Here is a 15,198-nt window from a genome sequence, read left to right as displayed (position 1 = left end):
CCATTCGTCCGGCAACCCCAGTTCCATCGTTGTGATCTGGTTTGTTTGCTTAATTATACCTCACTTACCGGCTGTTGTACAGGGTTTTTCTTCCGCCGTTCCACCATTTTCTTAAGGCCTTCGATCACCCGGTACGCGCCGGCCGCGTCCAGCCAGCGCATGTGGGCGACACCGGCCGTACGCCTGACAAAGCCGGCCAGCCGGCGGGGATTGTCGTTCCAGCCCAGCTCTGCCGCCAGTTTTTCGATGAGATATATCTGCTGCCTGGATGCGGCGGTGGGGCGGTAGTCCTTGCGGCTGCGATCCACCAGGTAGTCGATCAGCCTCATGGCGTCCCGCCTGGTGAGCTGCGACAGGCCGTCCACGCCGGCCATGTTGTACGCCAGCCCGCGCAGGTCTTCGTGGTCCATACCCAGCTCCCTGGCCAGGCAGAACAGCTTCCGTAGTTGCGGGGCGGTTGCTTTTGCTTTGGCGGGCGCGGGCATGTTTTACACCACCTTTCCCGGGGGCTTCCTGCAGACGAGCATCCCGTTTCTCTCGTCCCACACCGCCGGCAGGCGGCAGGGACGGGCCAGCCCTCGTCACGCAAGAGTTTCCCCAGCTTTGTTGAATTCAGGTAAATTGCCGTGTTCCCTTCCTTTCTCTCTCTCCTCGCCTTTATCCCGTCGGCCGCCTCCCGCAGGGCCAAAAAACCTCTGTTCAAGCCCACGGTTATCCGGGCCTCCGGGGCGAACTTACCTCCCGCCGCATGCGAAAGCCTGATTCCTTTATCCGTAATGGTTATGCTCAGCTCATCTCTGAAACCGCGCGGCTGGATTTCCGCACCGTACCAGGTGAAGGCGCCGGGGTCCCAGTATGTGACCACCTCGCCGGCATCGTTTTGTTCCTGATGATCCTCCGGCGGCGCTGGTTCCGCCTTCAGGCTCTTTAAAACCCTGGGCATTTTATTCCTCCTTCCGGCTAGCTTTTCTGGTTTGTAGTCGACAATTTCCATCCCCACAATGGCATCGGAGCAGGTAGTCCGCCGTCACCACGGAGTGGTTATGGTTTGTAGTCGACAATTTCTACCCCCACAATGGCATCCTCGAATTCATGCTGGTCGCCGCAATCATTAAGTGTATCTCCTTGCTTATTCTTTAACACTGCTGTATACCAAAAATCGTCGTCAATTTTGAAATTACAATCGGATTTAATTTCAGAGGGATTGCAAAGTGCCAATTCCCAAATAGTATCCGCTATGTCGCTCATCACACTGATCCCCCTGCAATTACCGCCGACCTTTACCCATATGTGGCCACGAAAGTCCCATCTTTGAATGGTTATTTTAATTGTGTGCTCTCCGAAACCATAGGGAGCGTAATTATACATCGTTTGGGTAGTATTGTCGCTCTTTACCGGGCTGGCGGTATCAGGTGCAATCTCTATTCGGTCCAAAATCCTTGACCATTTCAAAGGATGGTACTTGCAGGCATCTTCGAAGACCTGTTCGATGCATTCCCTGATTTCCTCGGGCACATAGACTGAAACCCGCGAAAGTACGCGCAGCGCTCCAAGATAGCGCATATATAAATCATATAAATCACTTGTCAATTTTGAAACCCTCCTTGCCGCAACGTATTAAGCGTTTTTCCTCACCGTTTCCAGGCGGAAATCCAGTGAATACTTGAGCTTGCTGAATTCGGCCGCATACTGTTTCCGCAGGGCCTCCAATCCCTTTTCCACTTCCTCCCTGGCCAGCTCCAGCTTCCTTCTTTTAGAGCAGATCTCTTGGAGCCTGGCTTCGACCTCCGCCTTCTCGCTGTCCAGCACCGCCAGCCTGTCGTTAATAGCGCTTATGTGCTGTTGTGCCTGCTCCTGTGCCTCTTCCAGCTTTTTTTTCAGTTCCAGCAGGCGCTCGGTCTGCATCCGGCAGATCACCCGGTTAATGTCTTCGGAAAAACCGAAATCCAGGTTCACCACCGTTACCACGACCTCATCCTTGACGATGAACAATATATTGTCCTTTATGAAATATGCGTTGTCGAGCTCATCATACACCCGGATGGCTTGTTCCAACCCTTTTAGCATTTCGCTCTGTGCCCGCTCGGGGCCTGCATCCGGGTTTACTCTTTCCCGCCAGCGCTTCAGGGCGTGCTTTGATACCTCCACGTTCTCCCTCCTAACTCAGGTACAGGGATTTCAAAAGCGCCCGCTTTCGTTCCCGCTCCTCGTCATCCTGGCGGTGGTTTCTTGCTTGCAACACGTACCTGGGCCACAGGTCCAGCACCCGGGCCAGGTGGTCCACTTTATCCCCCCAGTACGGGTGTCTGAAAAGCCAGTCGATGCAGGCCTTCCAATCTTCAACCGAAGGCGCGTTTTCCCCGGCGAGCATCGTCCGGGCCACCGCCATCTGCCGCAGGTGCCAGTCCCGGGGGAACTTGTGCACCCCCCGGAGCTTGAGCTTCTCCTTCAGGTACTCCGCCAGGGCCTTCTCCTCGTCGGAGAAGGCCCGGCCCGCACGTTTCGCCATCCCTTCCATCACCCTTGCATCCAGTGCCTGGCCACCACCAGGGCCGCCAGGAGGTAGCCCCCCACGAACCCCAGGAAGACCAGCGCAGCTTTTTCCCTGGCATCCATTGTCAGGACACCTCCGCCAGTTTGTCTCTGTTTACTTCGTACCAGAAAACGTCCTCCACCTTCAGCCTGGCACCGACGGATTCTATAACGGTGGGGTCATATTTCTTCAGCTCATCTTTGCTCACTTCTTCCTTAACAATAATGCAATCGGTCATTCCCTTCGCCTTCAGTGCCGCCAGGATGGCTTTCACGTTTCGCAGGATTACCTTCGTGGACTGCCTGAACCCCAGCCGGCCGAAGTTGAGCACCTTGGACTTCCGCCCGTCCATGTCCTCCCGGTGCCTTTCGGCAAAGTCTTTCACCAGCAGTTCCAGGTACTCCCGCCGCTCCATCAGCGGCCTGGCCAGCCCGGCCAGTTCCTCCTTCATCGCCATCATCTTTTCGTTGTATCTGGCCTCCAGCCCCTCGATTTCCAGGGTCAGCCGGCCGATTTCTTTGAGCGCATCGTCCACCTCGACCCAATCCTTTAAGCTCCTGATCTTCTCTTCTTCCATCCGCTTCCTCACGCGCCGCACCTCCTCAGCTCAAATTCGGCCCACCGGTAGTTCTCCCGCCGGCCACGGCGGGCCTTTTCCAGCTCCCGCAGGGTCATCTGTTCAGGCGGATCATTATCCTCCAGCTCAATCAGCAGGTAACGGCCTTTCCCCGGGCATGCCGCCATCACCCGCCCGGCCATCATCGCCCGTCCCGCCACCATCACCCTGTCACCGACAGTAAAGATCTTTTCCACGGCTCATCCCCCCGTTTTGCCTGGCCACCCGCAACAGGTAATTCAACCGCTTCTCCGCTGCACCCATTTCCAGCACCGCCGCATCGACCAGGTCCGGGTGGTCGGCGTAATCCAGCCGCTGCCTGGCGGCCTCCACGGCTTCCAGTGCCGCCCGGACCTCATCCCATGTCACTGCCACCGCCTGCATCTAGATCCCTCCCGAATTTGTACATGCTTCTTTAGCGGGCATGTACTTCAACCTGATACCCGCCACCCGCTTCTGCTTCATGCCCAGTTCCCGCGCGATCTCGGCATCGTTCATGCCCCGGGCCGCCAGGACCAGCACCCTGATATGCTCTTCCAGCGTCCCCAGCTGCCTGGACAGCCCGGCCACGCTCCGGGCATCCCGGCCCAGCAACCGGGCCGCCTGGCGGCAGTCCATCCCGGCGGCCAGCCAGGACCGCACCCGGAGTTTGTCCTTGATCGTCCACCCGTCGCAGGCCATCATCTCAATCCGCCGGATCTCCTCCGCTGTGAGCGAGCTGTCAGCCGCTTCCACATCCTGCGAGATGGTGGCGGGGCGGGGAGGGGACGTAGCTCCGGCCTGCCCCTCCATCCGCTCAAATTCTTCCGGCGTTATTTCCCTGTATCCACCCGACATCCAGAACTCCTTCAACCGGCAAAAGCCCTCGCCGGTTCGTATGTCCACCCGGCATATGGGGCGGGTGAACTGGTCTGCCACGCCTTTCTTGTTCAACATTATCCCTCCTTTCGCAGCCTGCCGCCGGGCACCGGTCCCGGCCCGCCATCGCGGTCGTCAGGTGGGGGAGGCCATCCCCTCCACGAACCCCGGTTTTACCCGGGGTTTTCGGCTATTCCTCCAGCGTCATGGCGACGCAAACTCCAAAATATTCGCCATTTTCATATAACAGCTCGATTTCCACTTTGCCATCGAAAGAACAGTTCCCGTCGCAAAGCGGGTTGTAATAGATGCATTCCCTAATTGTGCAGACTATCGCCATCCGTGCCTGCACCTCCCTCCCGGGGAAATTTGGTCAGCACCCACTCAAGAGTCCTGATTGAAATGTCGTAGCTCTCCCTGTACTGCGGTTTCGCCTTCTCCCTGCAGTCTTTCAGGATCCGGATCCTTTCCGTTATAACCCTCTTTAAATAGTCCTGTTGTTTCATACCCGGCACCTCAGAACTCCAGCCCCAATGTCTTTGGTGACACCAGCATGCCGTCGGCCTCCCTGACGATTTCCGTGGTGATGGTCTCGCCCGGTTCGCATAGGTCCAGGGCGTTCTGCAGCAGCCTGGTGAACCGCCGCAAACCCCCGTGGGCCTTGCTGACGGCGGCCGCCACCAGGTAATTCCTGGCCCCTTCCGTCATTCTGTACCCGGAGAGAATTTGCATGGCCTCATCCCTGGTCACGCCTTTCATGTAATAGGCCCTGCGCACCCGGCTGTAAAACTGGGCCAGGTTGCTCTGCCCCCCGGGTCCCTTGACCAGGTACTTCGCCAGTACGGGCGGGCCGGCCAGCACCAGTCCGCTGTGGGCTTCGTCCCATATGCCCCGCAGGACGTCCAGTTTTAAGACCGAGTCCCTGCTGACCAGCACGTCGGCCTCGTCCACGATGATCAGCACCGGGTCCAGGCGCAACTGGTTGACTATCTGGCGGGCCATGGCCCGCCGGGAACCGCTCAGGCTCACACCCAGCTTCTGTCCTATTTCGAATAAAAGCTCCTTCGGCGACATGGTCACGTCGGCCTTGATGTACGCCGCCCGCTGCTCCCGCCGGCAGAATTCCTGCAGGGCCGTGGTCTTGCCGCTCCCCGCGGGGCCGATCACCACCCCGATCTCTCCGTCCTCCTGGCACATGGCACACAGGCCGAGCACCTGCCGCAGATCCTCGGTCATGAACAGCCCCGCCGGAAAAGTAGGGTGGGGGAGAATTGTTGTATCCTCGGCCGCCCGCTCCTGCGCCTCACTGCCGGCGGCATACTCTACCCTGGTTCTGAATTGCTGGAGCTTTGCCATGAGGTTGGCGCTTTTCTTTGTCCCGCTGAGAAACTGGCTGATTAGGGAGTGAGAAACTCCCATCTCACGGGCGATGGTGGTCACCGTCACCCCCCGGTTTTTGATCAGGTCATTCAGCCACGCCCGCAGCTTTTCCGCGTCCTCTTCGGTTGCGGGTTGCATTCCGATTACCTCGGCCGGTTCCGCCATGCTCTATCAACCTCCGTAACGTTTTTTCTCATTTCGCCAGCACCCGGTCGCCCCAGGCCAGCAGCAGCCTTTTCGACCGGCTGCCCGCGCCGCTTTTGCCCTTGCCGGGAGCCCGGCTTGCACCTTCCCCGGTGCTCTCCAGCACCTCCCGAACCTGGCGGGCTGCGCTTTCCCCGCCCGTCAGGCGCTGCACGTTTTCATCCACAGCTTTTTCCACAGGTCCGTCCAGGTCGGTGCCCGCGTATGAACGCCTGATGCGCTTGGCCTTCCGCACGATTTCACCAGGTAGGACGTCTTCGATTCCCTCCACGTAGCTGGCCATCTTGAGTTTGAGGGCCTTTTTTACCCGCCGGTTGGCCCGCAGCCTCTCTGCCAGTTCTGCCCGGTCCAGGCCGTGGGCCAGGGCCTCTTCGTTTCTGGCGGTGCCGATGCACTTGCCCCGGTACCAGATCAGCACCTCGCCCACCCGGTGCGGGTCGTACCAGACCTGGACCCATTCGCCCACCAGCATGCCCAGGTCCACGTTGTGCGACCAGTAATCCCTGCCGAAGAGCCTGATATAGCCGGGCTGGACCTTTACGCGCTCCTTGCGCATCATGAGGATGTCCAGGTCACGCTCGTCGACCCGGCCCGGCCGCACGTGCTGCGCCGCCGCGAAGGCGTTTGCCGGCGTGTCTTTAATTTGACTGTGCACCTGGTTGTTGTAAACTTCTACGTACTGCGCCCACCGCCGCACGAAGTCCTCAAATTTCAAGAGCTTGCCCTGCTTGAGCAGCTTTTTCTCGTCGTACCCCGGCGGCCGGTTTTCCGGAGTGTTACCACAGTAGCCGGGCAGGTAGAGCGTGAACTGGTCGTGCACCGTACGGAACAGGCGCTCGATGGCCTTGCTCCGTGGCGTCCTGGGGATGCAGTTTCTGATACCGATGTCCAGCCGTCGGCACACGTCTTTTATGTATTCGTTGATATATTCTTTACCCCAGTCGGTGTATAAAGTCCCGGGCAGGCCGTGAGTGATTATGGCGTGCCGCAGGGCCAGGGCGATGGTGTCGCTGTTGGCCGGGCCGGCGGTGACGCACCAGCCCACAATCTTCCGGCTGCGCAGGTCCATCCAGGCGCTTAGATTGGGGCGCACCGCCCGGCCGTTGAACTCCACGAAGATGTCGAACGGGTGCCCGTCTCCTACTATTTCCTCCATGGCCAGCAGGTGGTTGTACGTGCGCCGCACCTTGGGCATCATCTTTGACTCGTATTCCTTGTCCCCGCGTGTAGCCAGCACTTCCTCCGCCGGCTTGATGTCCGCGATCACCCGGTATACCGTCGCCCGGGATGGCAGCGGCCAGCCCTTCGCCGCCGCCGCTTTTTTCAGCTCTTCATATACCTTGCTCTTCTTCGGTGGTGGGTACTTCAGGTACATGGCGCGTATGAACTTCTCCACCTCCGGCGTTACCGAGCGCCGGCTCTTGTCTCTTGTGCCCTCGCCCGGCCTGCGGTACCGGTCGTGTACCAGCCCGATCACCCCCTCTTTCATGTACCGGTCCGCCATCCGGTACAGTGTCGTCTTGCTTACTTTTCGCCGCCTGGCCAGTGCCTCCAGGCGCCTGGCCTTGTCTCCCCAGGGGCCGTTCATCACCTCCAATGCCTCCAGGACAACCGCCTCCCACTTTGCCCGGGCATCGTTGACGATCTTCCGGGCCTTCTCCTCGCCGTACTTGGCAATCAGTTCCGCCAGGGACCCGATTTTTTCATTCGGGTCGTTTTCCGGTTCCGGCGGCGGGGTAGGGGGAGAAGGAGGTGCGGCCGCAACCTCGGCCAGGTAGCGCCGCCGGGCTTCCGGGGGGAGGGCATCCAGGGGCACGAGGTATACCTGTCCGCCCAAGCCGCCCCGGCCCGCCTGGACCCGGGCCTGCAGCTCGCCCGCCATGATCTTTTTTCTCACGGCCCGCTCAGTCACTCCCAGGGCGCGCGCCGCCTCGCTTGTGGACAGCCATACCGCCTGCAGCTCGGCTCCCTCCTTTAGCCCATGCAGGGGAAATATGCCAGAAAATATGCCAGAAAAATATGCCACTTTACTTAATCCGCTTCCGGTACCTCTCACGACATTTGTCCTTATATCTTTTGCGTTTTCCAGGCTCGTTCCAACCCCCGGCGTGCCTGCTCTGTTGATAAGTTCCGAGATATCCTTTGAATACGCTCTTCAGCTCCTCCAGGGTCAGTAATTTAAAATCGGTCATTTTTAGACCCCCTTGTTTAGCCCGGTTCCGGGCTTAACTCTTCAGCATGACCACCGTATCCCTCACCAGTTCGCCCAGGCACGCGCTGCAGATCAGCTTTCCTCCCGCCGCCGGCCTTAAGTCGCTTATCCTTTCCCATTTGCCCCAGGGGTCCTTCCGCCGCACCCGGGGATGTTTGCCGCACACGCAGCACACTTTTTTCACCGCCCATACCTCCTTTAGCCGGTAGCCCACATCTTTTCGATCATCTCTCTTACCACTTTTTCCCGCCGGGCCAGGTCCCGCTTTACCTGGTCTATCCGGCCCAGCTCCGCCAGTAGGGCTTCTTTGGATTCCAGGACATAACATTTCAGCATCCGGGCCATCATCCGCAGGGGCTCCAGGTGTCCCGTCACAAGGCAGAACGCCGGGAGGTATTCCGCCGGGAACCGGTGATACTCTTTCGACTCGGCCGTCCACGAATCAAGCTGGCTCTTGGTTATCTCTACCCCCACCAGCTCCGACATCCTGGCCGCCACCTCGTACCGGCTCAGGCTGGACCTTTTCAGCCCCTCGGAAATCGCGTTTCTCAGCCGGCTGGAAATATTGAAGCTGCCCGGCGCCGGTCTCTCCTCCTGCTGCCGCGCCTCGTCTTCCTTGATCACGTCGAAGATCGTGAGCTGCTCGAACCCTCCCCGCGAGGCGGCCACGTTTTTCTTCTTTCTGCCTGTGGCCACCGCGTAATCCCCCCTCAATTCAATAATCCCGCTTCCACAGATTACAAATCAGCCCGGCCCCTTGCGGGCCTTATCTTTTCACCGGTATACCCCGCCTGTTGGCCGCCCGGGCCAGCGCCGCTACGGAAGTCAGGCAAACGTATGGGGTGTCCGGAAATTCGTTACCGCTCTCCACATACTCAATCGCCCGGCGGATCAGCCCGTCGTTGACCTCGTCCACCACGCCGTTGAGATCCTCCCTCACGGCATAGTACAAAGCCCGGTTAAACTCATCCCTGGTTATTGCCTGACCTCGCACAGGTGGTCCTCCAGCCAGTAGTAATCCATCTTCACGCTGCCGTAAATGCCGTCGACGAACTCCACGAACCGGGTCCACCCGTCGCCGGCCTGTTCCCGCCCGTATATGATGCCGGTGGGCGTGAACCCCAGGATTAACTTGCACACCCTGGCCGCATCTTCAAAAGGGATCTCAAAATCTGCCATGTTTTCAAACACTCCTTTCACTGTGGCAGGACTTGCCGTATTTTTGGCTAACTTCTCAGTGGGAAGGAGGTGACTTTGCCCGTGAATTACTGGTTACCGTTAAAAAAGCCCGTGCCCGAATTTTATTACGATCTAGCCACCTGGTGCGAACATCTACTTGCCATCATCGGTCCCAGCTTCCCGCCTTACCTGAAAAAATTTGAAGAAGAGGTCAGGAACCGCGCTGCGCAGAAAGAAAACGTTCGTCCCCCATTTTTCAGTGAAGGTTTCCGTATCTACATCTTTGACCACCGCCTGGGTACCCAGCTGGTTCTATTGGACCCCACCGGGAAAACCGCTCAATGGTGCCATCGGTTCGTTCACGGTAATTTCAGGGTTGATCAGTATGTCTATGGGGACGGTGAGCTGATTGGTCCCCAAATTCCCTGTGAGCACTGGGACCATGCCTTCCTCAAGGAATTTATCAACTCGTACGGTTTCGCCCCCATAGACGAACTGGGTCATTCGTGGCTCGTTGTCTTCGAGGGTGATTCACTGGACAGATGGCGGCCAATTGCCCCCTGGCAGGTGGCCTTCCTGTTGATGAAGTTTCGGAACAAAACCCTTATTAACTGGTCGGAAATCTTGAAAGATTCGCGTTATAAGTAAAGTCCTTGCTGCTTCTCGGTGCATTCCTCAAGTATGCGGTACAGCTTCTTGTTCAAGGGCACCCCTTTTGTTTCGGTGAAAGCATCGGTCACGTATTGTCCCCGGTGGTAAACCCTGGCCACTTCCAGCCCTGCGCCCAGGATTCTTATGGCGGATAGCTCAACCTTTTTTCCGTGCAGGCTCTTGAGATCAGGAGCGATAAACATTTTACCTGGAAGCACAATCATCCCACCGCGTTTGAACGTAACCCGCCCGCCCCGGGCGGTTCCTTTTTTCTCGCGCTCCGGCATTTCAAACCCCTCCTTATGGCTTCTCGGTTAAATCACCCCGGGGCCGAAGCCGTCCAGGATGCGGTTCTTGGCGAACCTGGCGATGGAGCTTTTGCCCACGCTGATCCCCTGGGCCTTCAAGACCTCCCCGATCTCCTGATAGCTGTATCCCTTGCCCAAAAGCCTTGTCACCAGGTCGGCCACACCCAGCTTCTCTAGCTTGGATACTGACCGCCGACCGCTCTTGGCGCTCTTCTGCCGCTTCACCTGTAGAGTCACCCGCAGGTCCTCACCCGGTCCGGCCTCCGGCACCGGTATGGTGCACCGCGCGGCCGCCGCCCGCTGCAGGAGGGTGACCACCGCCTGTACCACCACCTCCATCTGCCCCTGCATGGCTGAAAGCAACTGTCCCTGGCCCCGGATCTCCTTCTGTACCGCCTGCATCAGCTGCAGGCTTTGGGCCACCACCTGCCCCTGCTGGACGATCAACTGGGAAAGCTGCTGCACCGGTACCAGGTTGCCCCGCTCCACCGCCTCGTACAGGTCGATTAGGATCTCCTGCACCATCACCGCCCTCGGCTGGTTGGATTTCATACAAACTTTCAAAGCGCCGCGCTTGGTGAAGACCCGGACGTAGGGATCGCCGCCCTGGGGGTTCGTCATCAATTTGATGACGAACGTGTCACGGTCAGTAAATGATTCTTTGTTCCGATTAACAAGGTTTAAGATAGCCCTCTCTTTTTGATACCCCAGCGCCCTGGCCAGGTCCCGGGCCGTCACCACCGGCTGGCCGTCCACCTCCACGATCCGGACCTCGCTCCGCTCTGCCAGCACCGGTAGCACATTTTCCATGACCACACCTACCTTTCGCCGGAAAATTGATCGTGCCCGGTCCAAAAATTACCGCCCCCTTTCCATTGCCACCCCCTCTTGGTTCTGATAAGATTAAATCGGTGTAAACAAGTTTCCAGTGGAAATGACCGGCGGCCCTTAGCGCGCCGCCCTGCGCTCGACCTCGGGCGGCCAGATCTCGTCTTCCGGCAGGCCCAGGGCCTCCGCGATCACAGGGCGCAGCCGCCGGCCCTTGTACTGGTCCTTGCCGCTTAACATGCGTGTGACTGCAGGTGGCTTCACCCCGGCCCGGGCCGCTATGTCCACGAGCTTGATGCCCCGCCTCATCAGCTCGATCCTGATTTCCAGGCCGGTCAGGCCCTTTTTTGCGGCCACCACTGAAGCCTCCTTTCCGTAGACATGCCCTTGGAAAATTTTTAACACCCTCTGGACATAATGATAATGCAACTGTGGTGAGTAGTCAATAACAAAAGTTATCTGTGGTGCATTTTATGAGTCTTGCTGAACGGCTGCGAAAAGCCAGGAAAACCCTAAAACTTACGCAAGCTGAATTTGCCAAGCCTCTTGGTATTGATAGGGGTTACGTCTCCTCGCTTGAGCTTGGCTTAAGAGAACCATCTCAGACGTTACTAAGCCTCATTAGACATGAATATGGCATCTCAGATGAATGGCTAAAAACAGGAAAAGGGGAGATGTTCATCTCCCCGGAAGAAAAACTTAGAAACCTCATCGCCCAACATGGAGAGCGGGTCCTAGTAGAAGCTTTCAATAATATAATGAAAGAACGCGGCCTGGCCGTGGCCGCCGGCCGGCCTGCCCACCGCGCCGACACCGGTGACCCCGACCTGGACCGGATGCTGAACGACCTTTATGACCTCTGGTCTACTGCCGACGACGATATGAAGGGCTGGATCAAGGTCCAGTTCCGCCGCGCTTTCCCCGACGACGTTGTAGGGGAGGCCCAAAAAAAACAAAAAGAATCCCTGGGGCAGGCCTCCGCTGGCTAACCTTACACTTATTACCAGTTGCCGCCATCTAAATATCTAGATTACCATGGATTGATAACGGCCCCCACATTTACTTTACCGGTCGGCCCTCCTCGTCCTGCAGATACATCGGCCAGAATTCTTTAATGATACTTTTGTTACCTTAAAGTATTTATGGAATCCGCCAGCAATTGATTTTCCTGCATTCTTACTGCGCCAGGCCTGCGGCAGTTTCAATTTCCCCAGTATTTACAGGACATTCCGCCTTTCGCTGAATATGCATAATTATACAATTCTAATGCATAATTATGCATATTTTGGGACCCTCCCCAGTTCCGCAATCACCCGCCCGCAACTGCACACCCATTACCCTAAAACCTTGATTTTCAAGGCCTCAGCAGTGGTTCCGCAATCAAAACCGGTTCCGCAATCAAGTTCCGCAATCCAATCCCACAAATTGCCAGTTTTACCATCTGAATTGACCACAAAATGACCTTCCGGAAGCCCAGCCACCGTATAACACCTTCTCCTCAAAACAATCGTTCACCGACATTGTTACCCTGTATCGATCCTTGTAACTCCCATCATTCCTGGATTCTTGAACACCGGTGCCCCGCAAATCTATGCCCGGTAACGATATAGTAACAGATTATAAATAGCCGGTAACGCATCCACCAGATCACGACTAAATTTCCAGGTAATAATCACCATATTGCCATAAGATTGCAAACACCGGTCCGGCCATCTGAATTTTTCTCACACCAAAATGAAAAAAATAAAAGCGGTCCAAACCCGCATCACTCCTGGCTTAACCCGTCTTTTCCCGCCCAAACCCGCCTTATCCCATCTTTTTCATTTTATTTGAGAAATTACAATTCGACGGGAAGGAGCTGATGTACAGGTGCCCGTGGTGACCGCCGACCACCGCGTGCTTTACTCCGGGCCGTCTACCGAGGACGCCTTTCTGGTGTACAACCTGGCCCGGGAACTAGGAGCATACCGCCGTAAACTCGAGTATTCTCCGGACGGGGGTACCGATACCCCCACAGGTACCTGCGGGAAGATCATCGTACAGCTCGAAGCTGCGGAGAAAAGAAAAGCCGTCGCCGAAGCCCTGCGCCCGTTCCGCATCCAGGCGGAAAGGTTGCACCTGAACAGCCGGAAGTGGTGGGACGACGAACCTTCTCCCGAGCCGCCGAAGGTCGTGGTCAAAAACCTCCTGGCGGCGTCTTCCGCGGAGGACTTCGAGACGGCCCGCCGGGAATGGGAATACCGGGGAGAAGTCATTTACGAAGGAGAGTCCGGGTTCGCCCCCGAGTGCGAGCTGTGCGGCCCGAAGGAACTCATGCGCACCAATTACGTCATCCACAACGTCGTCAACGGGAACAGGCTCCGGGTCGGCTCCGTGTGCGTTAAGCGGTTTCTCGTCCTGGTGGGGGCAGCTTCCCCGGCGGAGAGCGCGGACGTATTCGACCGCAGGACAAAACTGGCCCTGTTCGGCAGGACGCAGGCTGACCGCATAGCCGACCTCGGGAAGGAAAAAATCCCCGAAAAATCAATTGTCGGGCTCCTCGGCGCCCTAGAGAAAGCGTTCCCCTTCCCGGACCGCGTCACCGAAGAGGACGCGGGAATAATCCTTCGCGCGGCGGGGGCGGGTGTCAGGGCAAGTGAGGTGTTCACCGCCCTGGTGACGGGAAACAGTACCGTCCTGCGCGGTCTTAAAGTTCAAAAGATGCTCGGCAAGGAAGATAAACGCAGGAGAATCGCGGCAGCGTTTTCCACGCTGAGCTGGTCGTCCGCGTACCGCAACCCGGCAGGGAATTTTTAAGAACGGGACCGTAGCTCAATTCGGGAGAGCGTCTGCCCTGCAAGCAGAAAGGTGCCGGTTCGAATCCGGCCGGTTCCACCACAAACAACAGCATGGGAGCGGCAGCACGGCGAGATGACGTGCTTAGTGCATACAGCGAGGGACCTTAAGCCGCAGCTGGCAGCACACGGGACGGCTTGGGGCCGCACCAGGTGAGGAGCCAGAGAGCTGATGCACGAAAGCCAGCACAGCCGGGGCAGGACCGGCCCGCTCCCACAATTATAAAATTCTACAAGGGCAGAAACATAGCAGCGTCTGGCAGGCAGGAGGGACTATCATCCTATGGAGGTGGAGAATCCAACCCACCCCTTTCCCGGACCGGACCAACTCGGCCCGGTCCCCGGTAAACCCGCTGACAAGGAGTTGACGACATATGGCCAACCCCCGCTTCGGAATCTGGCCGGCGGAGGACGACGCGGCTGAATTCGACCCATTCGGCACCGTACCTTCCGCCGGGGACGAATTTCTGAAAAATACCGAGCCGGAGCCGCATGAAGGTGAGCGCGAAGAGCCCGCTCCCGGCCGCCTGGAACGCCTCATGGCCCGCGTCGCAGCGGTGGAAGACCTCCTGTACGGCAGAAAAGACGAAGAGCACCCGGCGGGACGGGAGGGCGGCAGGCTTTCCCTCAAGGTCAGACCGTTCGCGGCCTCCCCGGCGTCGTTTCGGCCCGGGGACCCGCACGCGAGGCCGTTCACCCTGGAGGAGGCCGCCCGGGTGCTGAAGAAACTGGGCATCTGGAACGCGGTGCCGCTGCGCACCTACCTTTCAGGCACGCCCCACCAGGACTACGCCGAGCCCCTGGGCCGGTGCCAGGTGGTCGAGGCGCGCGTCGCCGGGCGGGAGGTGCACTTCTACCTCCACCCCTGCCGGAGAGGGAAGCGCGGGGGGTGGAGGGCCGCGGGAGCCTTTGCCGCAAGCGACTTCTGCCCGAAGACGAACTGGGAAGAAACGCTGGGAAAGGCGCCGTGCCCGGAAAAGTTCGACTTCGCGGCGAACGGCCTGACCCCGGGCGCGCGGGTGCGGGTGAAATTCGACACTACGGTTACGGCGCACTCCGTGATCGAAATAACCGGGAAGGTGGAAGGCATTTACCCCGACTTCGCGGTGATCAGGTCGGGCGGGGGTGTCCCCGTCACTGTTCACAGGACTGACATCGCGTGCGGGTTCGCGAAAATTTCGCGTGCTTAATGCCGGGATAATGTTTCCCGGCGTTATTCATTTTCCGGGGGCCGGTTTGCCGCTCCTTTCCGGCCCACCTTCATGCACCTTCCTTTCTCATCCCGGCCGCATGGTAGTGGTAATCTAAAAGTAGACCACTGCGGCAAACAAAAAGGTGCCCACCCCGACCAAAAATCCTGTACGCTATAGTTAGCAAAACTTTCTATGGCGTACGGGAGGTTGAAAGGAGAATGATCAGGGTGGACACCAAAGATCGCATCAGGGAGCTGTACTTTAAAGAAGGCCAATCCATCCGGGCCATCAGCAGGATGTTGAAGGTGGCCCGCAAAACCGTAAAGCGGGCACTGGCCGATGCCGAACCGCCCAGATACCACTTGACCAAAGAAAAGCCCAAGCCGGTTATAGGTCCTTTCC

At 58.1% G+C, this 15,198-nt stretch carries 24 protein-coding genes, 1 tRNA gene and 2 pseudogenes; 7 read left to right on the top strand and 20 right to left on the bottom strand.

Translation table 11 applies throughout. The features are described 5' to 3' along the window. Positions 1–53 precede the first annotated feature (53 nt). The 16 genes from BUA65_RS14385 to BUA65_RS14320 all read right to left on the bottom strand — a co-directional run bounded on the left by BUA65_RS14385 (position 54) and on the right by BUA65_RS14320 (position 8,982). Positions 54–485 (bottom strand): regulatory protein GemA, encoded by a 432-nt coding sequence (locus BUA65_RS14385; RefSeq protein ID WP_072870701.1) that lies wholly within the window; start codon positions 483–485, stop codon positions 54–56. A 556-nt stretch (positions 486–1,041) separates the two neighbouring features. Continuing rightward, a complete protein-coding gene (locus BUA65_RS14380) occupies positions 1,042–1,590 on the bottom strand; it encodes a DUF5406 family protein (RefSeq protein WP_072870700.1) in 549 nt (182 codons plus the stop codon). A 27-nt stretch (positions 1,591–1,617) separates the two neighbouring features. Then, positions 1,618–2,148, bottom strand: a complete 531-nt coding sequence (locus tag BUA65_RS14375; protein ID WP_072870698.1) for a hypothetical protein — start codon at positions 2,146–2,148, stop codon at positions 1,618–1,620. Positions 2,149–2,158: 10 nt separating this feature from the next. After that, positions 2,159–2,509, bottom strand: a complete 351-nt coding sequence (locus BUA65_RS14370; protein WP_131821525.1) for a hypothetical protein — start codon at positions 2,507–2,509, stop codon at positions 2,159–2,161. Positions 2,510–2,618: 109 nt separating this feature from the next. Beyond that, the gene (locus BUA65_RS14365) at positions 2,619–3,122 is read right to left on the bottom strand and encodes a host-nuclease inhibitor Gam family protein (RefSeq protein WP_207543907.1); all 504 of its coding nucleotides are present in this window, start codon (positions 3,120–3,122) and stop codon (positions 2,619–2,621) included. Next, positions 3,119–3,346, bottom strand: coding sequence for a hypothetical protein (locus BUA65_RS14360; RefSeq protein WP_072870694.1), 228 nt, complete (start codon positions 3,344–3,346; stop codon positions 3,119–3,121). Before BUA65_RS14360 ends, BUA65_RS14365 begins: the two co-directional genes overlap by 4 nt. Then, positions 3,321–3,533, bottom strand: a complete 213-nt coding sequence (locus BUA65_RS14355) for a hypothetical protein (RefSeq protein ID WP_072870693.1) — start codon at positions 3,531–3,533, stop codon at positions 3,321–3,323. The genes BUA65_RS14360 and BUA65_RS14355 overlap by 26 nt, the downstream gene beginning before the upstream one ends. Continuing rightward, positions 3,534–4,085, bottom strand: coding sequence for a MalT transcriptional regulator family protein (locus tag BUA65_RS14350; protein WP_131821524.1), 552 nt, complete (start codon positions 4,083–4,085; stop codon positions 3,534–3,536). A 112-nt stretch (positions 4,086–4,197) separates the two neighbouring features. Then, complete coding sequence (locus BUA65_RS18380; RefSeq protein WP_165613270.1) at positions 4,198–4,347, bottom strand: hypothetical protein; 150 nt, start codon at positions 4,345–4,347, stop codon at positions 4,198–4,200. Between the two features lie 176 nt (positions 4,348–4,523). After that, positions 4,524–5,552, bottom strand: a complete 1,029-nt coding sequence (locus BUA65_RS14340; RefSeq protein WP_072870688.1) for an AAA family ATPase — start codon at positions 5,550–5,552, stop codon at positions 4,524–4,526. 28 nt (positions 5,553–5,580) lie between these two features. Next, a complete protein-coding gene (locus tag BUA65_RS14335; RefSeq protein ID WP_072870686.1) occupies positions 5,581–7,617 on the bottom strand; it encodes a TnsB C-terminal domain-containing protein in 2,037 nt (678 codons plus the stop codon). A 1-nt stretch (position 7,618) separates the two neighbouring features. Then, positions 7,619–7,783, bottom strand: coding sequence for a hypothetical protein (locus BUA65_RS18375; RefSeq protein WP_165613269.1), 165 nt, complete (start codon positions 7,781–7,783; stop codon positions 7,619–7,621). 33 nt (positions 7,784–7,816) lie between these two features. After that, complete coding sequence (locus BUA65_RS18370; RefSeq protein WP_165613268.1) at positions 7,817–7,987, bottom strand: hypothetical protein; 171 nt, start codon at positions 7,985–7,987, stop codon at positions 7,817–7,819. A 14-nt stretch (positions 7,988–8,001) separates the two neighbouring features. Beyond that, a complete protein-coding gene (locus BUA65_RS14330) occupies positions 8,002–8,499 on the bottom strand; it encodes a hypothetical protein (protein ID WP_084062513.1) in 498 nt (165 codons plus the stop codon). A gap of 70 nt (positions 8,500–8,569) precedes the next feature. Then, positions 8,570–8,797 (bottom strand): hypothetical protein, encoded by a 228-nt coding sequence (locus BUA65_RS14325; RefSeq protein WP_072870684.1) that lies wholly within the window; start codon positions 8,795–8,797, stop codon positions 8,570–8,572. Beyond that, positions 8,779–8,982, bottom strand: a complete 204-nt coding sequence (locus BUA65_RS14320) for a hypothetical protein (RefSeq protein ID WP_072870683.1) — start codon at positions 8,980–8,982, stop codon at positions 8,779–8,781. Before BUA65_RS14320 ends, BUA65_RS14325 begins: the two co-directional genes overlap by 19 nt. Before the next feature lie 81 nt (positions 8,983–9,063). Here BUA65_RS14320 and BUA65_RS14315 point away from each other — a divergent pair, with 81 nt between their 5' ends. Next, positions 9,064–9,630 (top strand): hypothetical protein, encoded by a 567-nt coding sequence (locus BUA65_RS14315; RefSeq protein ID WP_131821523.1) that lies wholly within the window; start codon positions 9,064–9,066, stop codon positions 9,628–9,630. Here the strand turns inward: BUA65_RS14315 and BUA65_RS14310 are convergent. The 3 genes from BUA65_RS14310 to BUA65_RS14300 all read right to left on the bottom strand — a co-directional run bounded on the left by BUA65_RS14310 (position 9,621) and on the right by BUA65_RS14300 (position 11,174). Next, entirely contained in the window at positions 9,621–9,920 is a 300-nt protein-coding gene (locus tag BUA65_RS14310) for a hypothetical protein (protein ID WP_072870679.1), read from the bottom strand. The genes BUA65_RS14315 and BUA65_RS14310 overlap by 10 nt on opposite strands. 27 nt (positions 9,921–9,947) lie before the next feature. After that, entirely contained in the window at positions 9,948–10,796 is an 849-nt protein-coding gene (locus tag BUA65_RS14305; protein WP_072870678.1) for a BRO family protein, read from the bottom strand. Between the two features lie 93 nt (positions 10,797–10,889). Next, the gene (locus BUA65_RS14300; RefSeq protein ID WP_131821522.1) at positions 10,890–11,174 is read right to left on the bottom strand and encodes a helix-turn-helix domain-containing protein; all 285 of its coding nucleotides are present in this window, start codon (positions 11,172–11,174) and stop codon (positions 10,890–10,892) included. A gap of 68 nt (positions 11,175–11,242) precedes the next feature. Between BUA65_RS14300 and BUA65_RS18895 the strand changes: the two are divergent. Together BUA65_RS18895 and BUA65_RS18890 are read left to right on the top strand one after the other, a co-directional pair. Then, positions 11,243–11,431 (top strand): annotated as a pseudogene (locus BUA65_RS18895) (helix-turn-helix domain-containing protein); the annotation flags it as partial. A 12-nt stretch (positions 11,432–11,443) separates the two neighbouring features. Continuing rightward, positions 11,444–11,758: a hypothetical protein gene (locus tag BUA65_RS18890; RefSeq protein WP_242656347.1), complete on the top strand. Its 315-nt coding sequence runs from the start codon at positions 11,444–11,446 to the stop codon at positions 11,756–11,758. A gap of 345 nt (positions 11,759–12,103) precedes the next feature. On the opposite strand, the gene BUA65_RS18365 is transcribed toward BUA65_RS18890, so the two are convergent. Further along, positions 12,104–12,250: a hypothetical protein gene (locus BUA65_RS18365; protein WP_165613267.1), complete on the bottom strand. Its 147-nt coding sequence runs from the start codon at positions 12,248–12,250 to the stop codon at positions 12,104–12,106. A 388-nt stretch (positions 12,251–12,638) separates the two neighbouring features. On the opposite strand from BUA65_RS18365, the gene BUA65_RS14290 reads away from it, so the two are divergent. From BUA65_RS14290 to BUA65_RS14275, 4 genes and pseudogenes are all read left to right on the top strand, one after another. Next, positions 12,639–13,565 (top strand): hypothetical protein, encoded by a 927-nt coding sequence (locus tag BUA65_RS14290; RefSeq protein WP_072870674.1) that lies wholly within the window; start codon positions 12,639–12,641, stop codon positions 13,563–13,565. Positions 13,566–13,569: 4 nt separating this feature from the next. Further along, positions 13,570–13,646 (top strand) — tRNA-Ala (locus BUA65_RS14285). A 331-nt stretch (positions 13,647–13,977) separates the two neighbouring features. Beyond that, positions 13,978–14,793, top strand: coding sequence for a hypothetical protein (locus tag BUA65_RS14280; RefSeq protein WP_072870672.1), 816 nt, complete (start codon positions 13,978–13,980; stop codon positions 14,791–14,793). 221 nt (positions 14,794–15,014) lie between these two features. Then, positions 15,015–15,198, top strand: a pseudogene (locus BUA65_RS14275) (helix-turn-helix domain-containing protein); the annotation flags it as partial.

This window comes from Desulfofundulus thermosubterraneus DSM 16057 (assembly GCF_900142025.1).
Classification (GTDB): Bacteria; Bacillota; Desulfotomaculia; order Desulfotomaculales; family Desulfovirgulaceae; genus Desulfofundulus; species Desulfofundulus thermosubterraneus.
The sequence above is the reverse complement of the archived record's forward strand: the minus strand, read 5'-3'. Positions and strand labels throughout refer to the sequence as shown.

Excerpts from the sequence above, each read along its gene's own strand:
- BUA65_RS14355 (WP_072870693.1), bottom strand. The coding sequence starts at position 3,533 with ATGCAGGCGGTGGCAGTGACATGGGATGAGGTCCGGGCGGCACTGGAA.
- BUA65_RS14350 (WP_131821524.1), bottom strand. The coding sequence starts at position 4,085 with ATGTTGAACAAGAAAGGCGTGGCAGACCAGTTCACCCGCCCCATATGC.
- BUA65_RS14340 (WP_072870688.1), bottom strand. The coding sequence starts at position 5,552 with ATGGCGGAACCGGCCGAGGTAATCGGAATGCAACCCGCAACCGAAGAG.
- BUA65_RS14370 (WP_131821525.1), bottom strand. The coding sequence starts at position 2,509 with ATGGCGAAACGTGCGGGCCGGGCCTTCTCCGACGAGGAGAAGGCCCTG.
- BUA65_RS18380 (WP_165613270.1), bottom strand. The coding sequence starts at position 4,347 with ATGGCGATAGTCTGCACAATTAGGGAATGCATCTATTACAACCCGCTT.
- BUA65_RS18890 (WP_242656347.1), top strand. The coding sequence starts at position 11,444 with ATGTTCATCTCCCCGGAAGAAAAACTTAGAAACCTCATCGCCCAACAT.
- BUA65_RS14280 (WP_072870672.1), top strand. The coding sequence starts at position 13,978 with ATGGCCAACCCCCGCTTCGGAATCTGGCCGGCGGAGGACGACGCGGCT.
- BUA65_RS18375 (WP_165613269.1), bottom strand. The coding sequence starts at position 7,783 with ATGACCGATTTTAAATTACTGACCCTGGAGGAGCTGAAGAGCGTATTC.
- BUA65_RS14310 (WP_072870679.1), bottom strand. The coding sequence starts at position 9,920 with ATGCCGGAGCGCGAGAAAAAAGGAACCGCCCGGGGCGGGCGGGTTACG.
- BUA65_RS14320 (WP_072870683.1), bottom strand. The coding sequence starts at position 8,982 with ATGGCAGATTTTGAGATCCCTTTTGAAGATGCGGCCAGGGTGTGCAAG.
- BUA65_RS14385 (WP_072870701.1), bottom strand. The coding sequence starts at position 485 with ATGCCCGCGCCCGCCAAAGCAAAAGCAACCGCCCCGCAACTACGGAAG.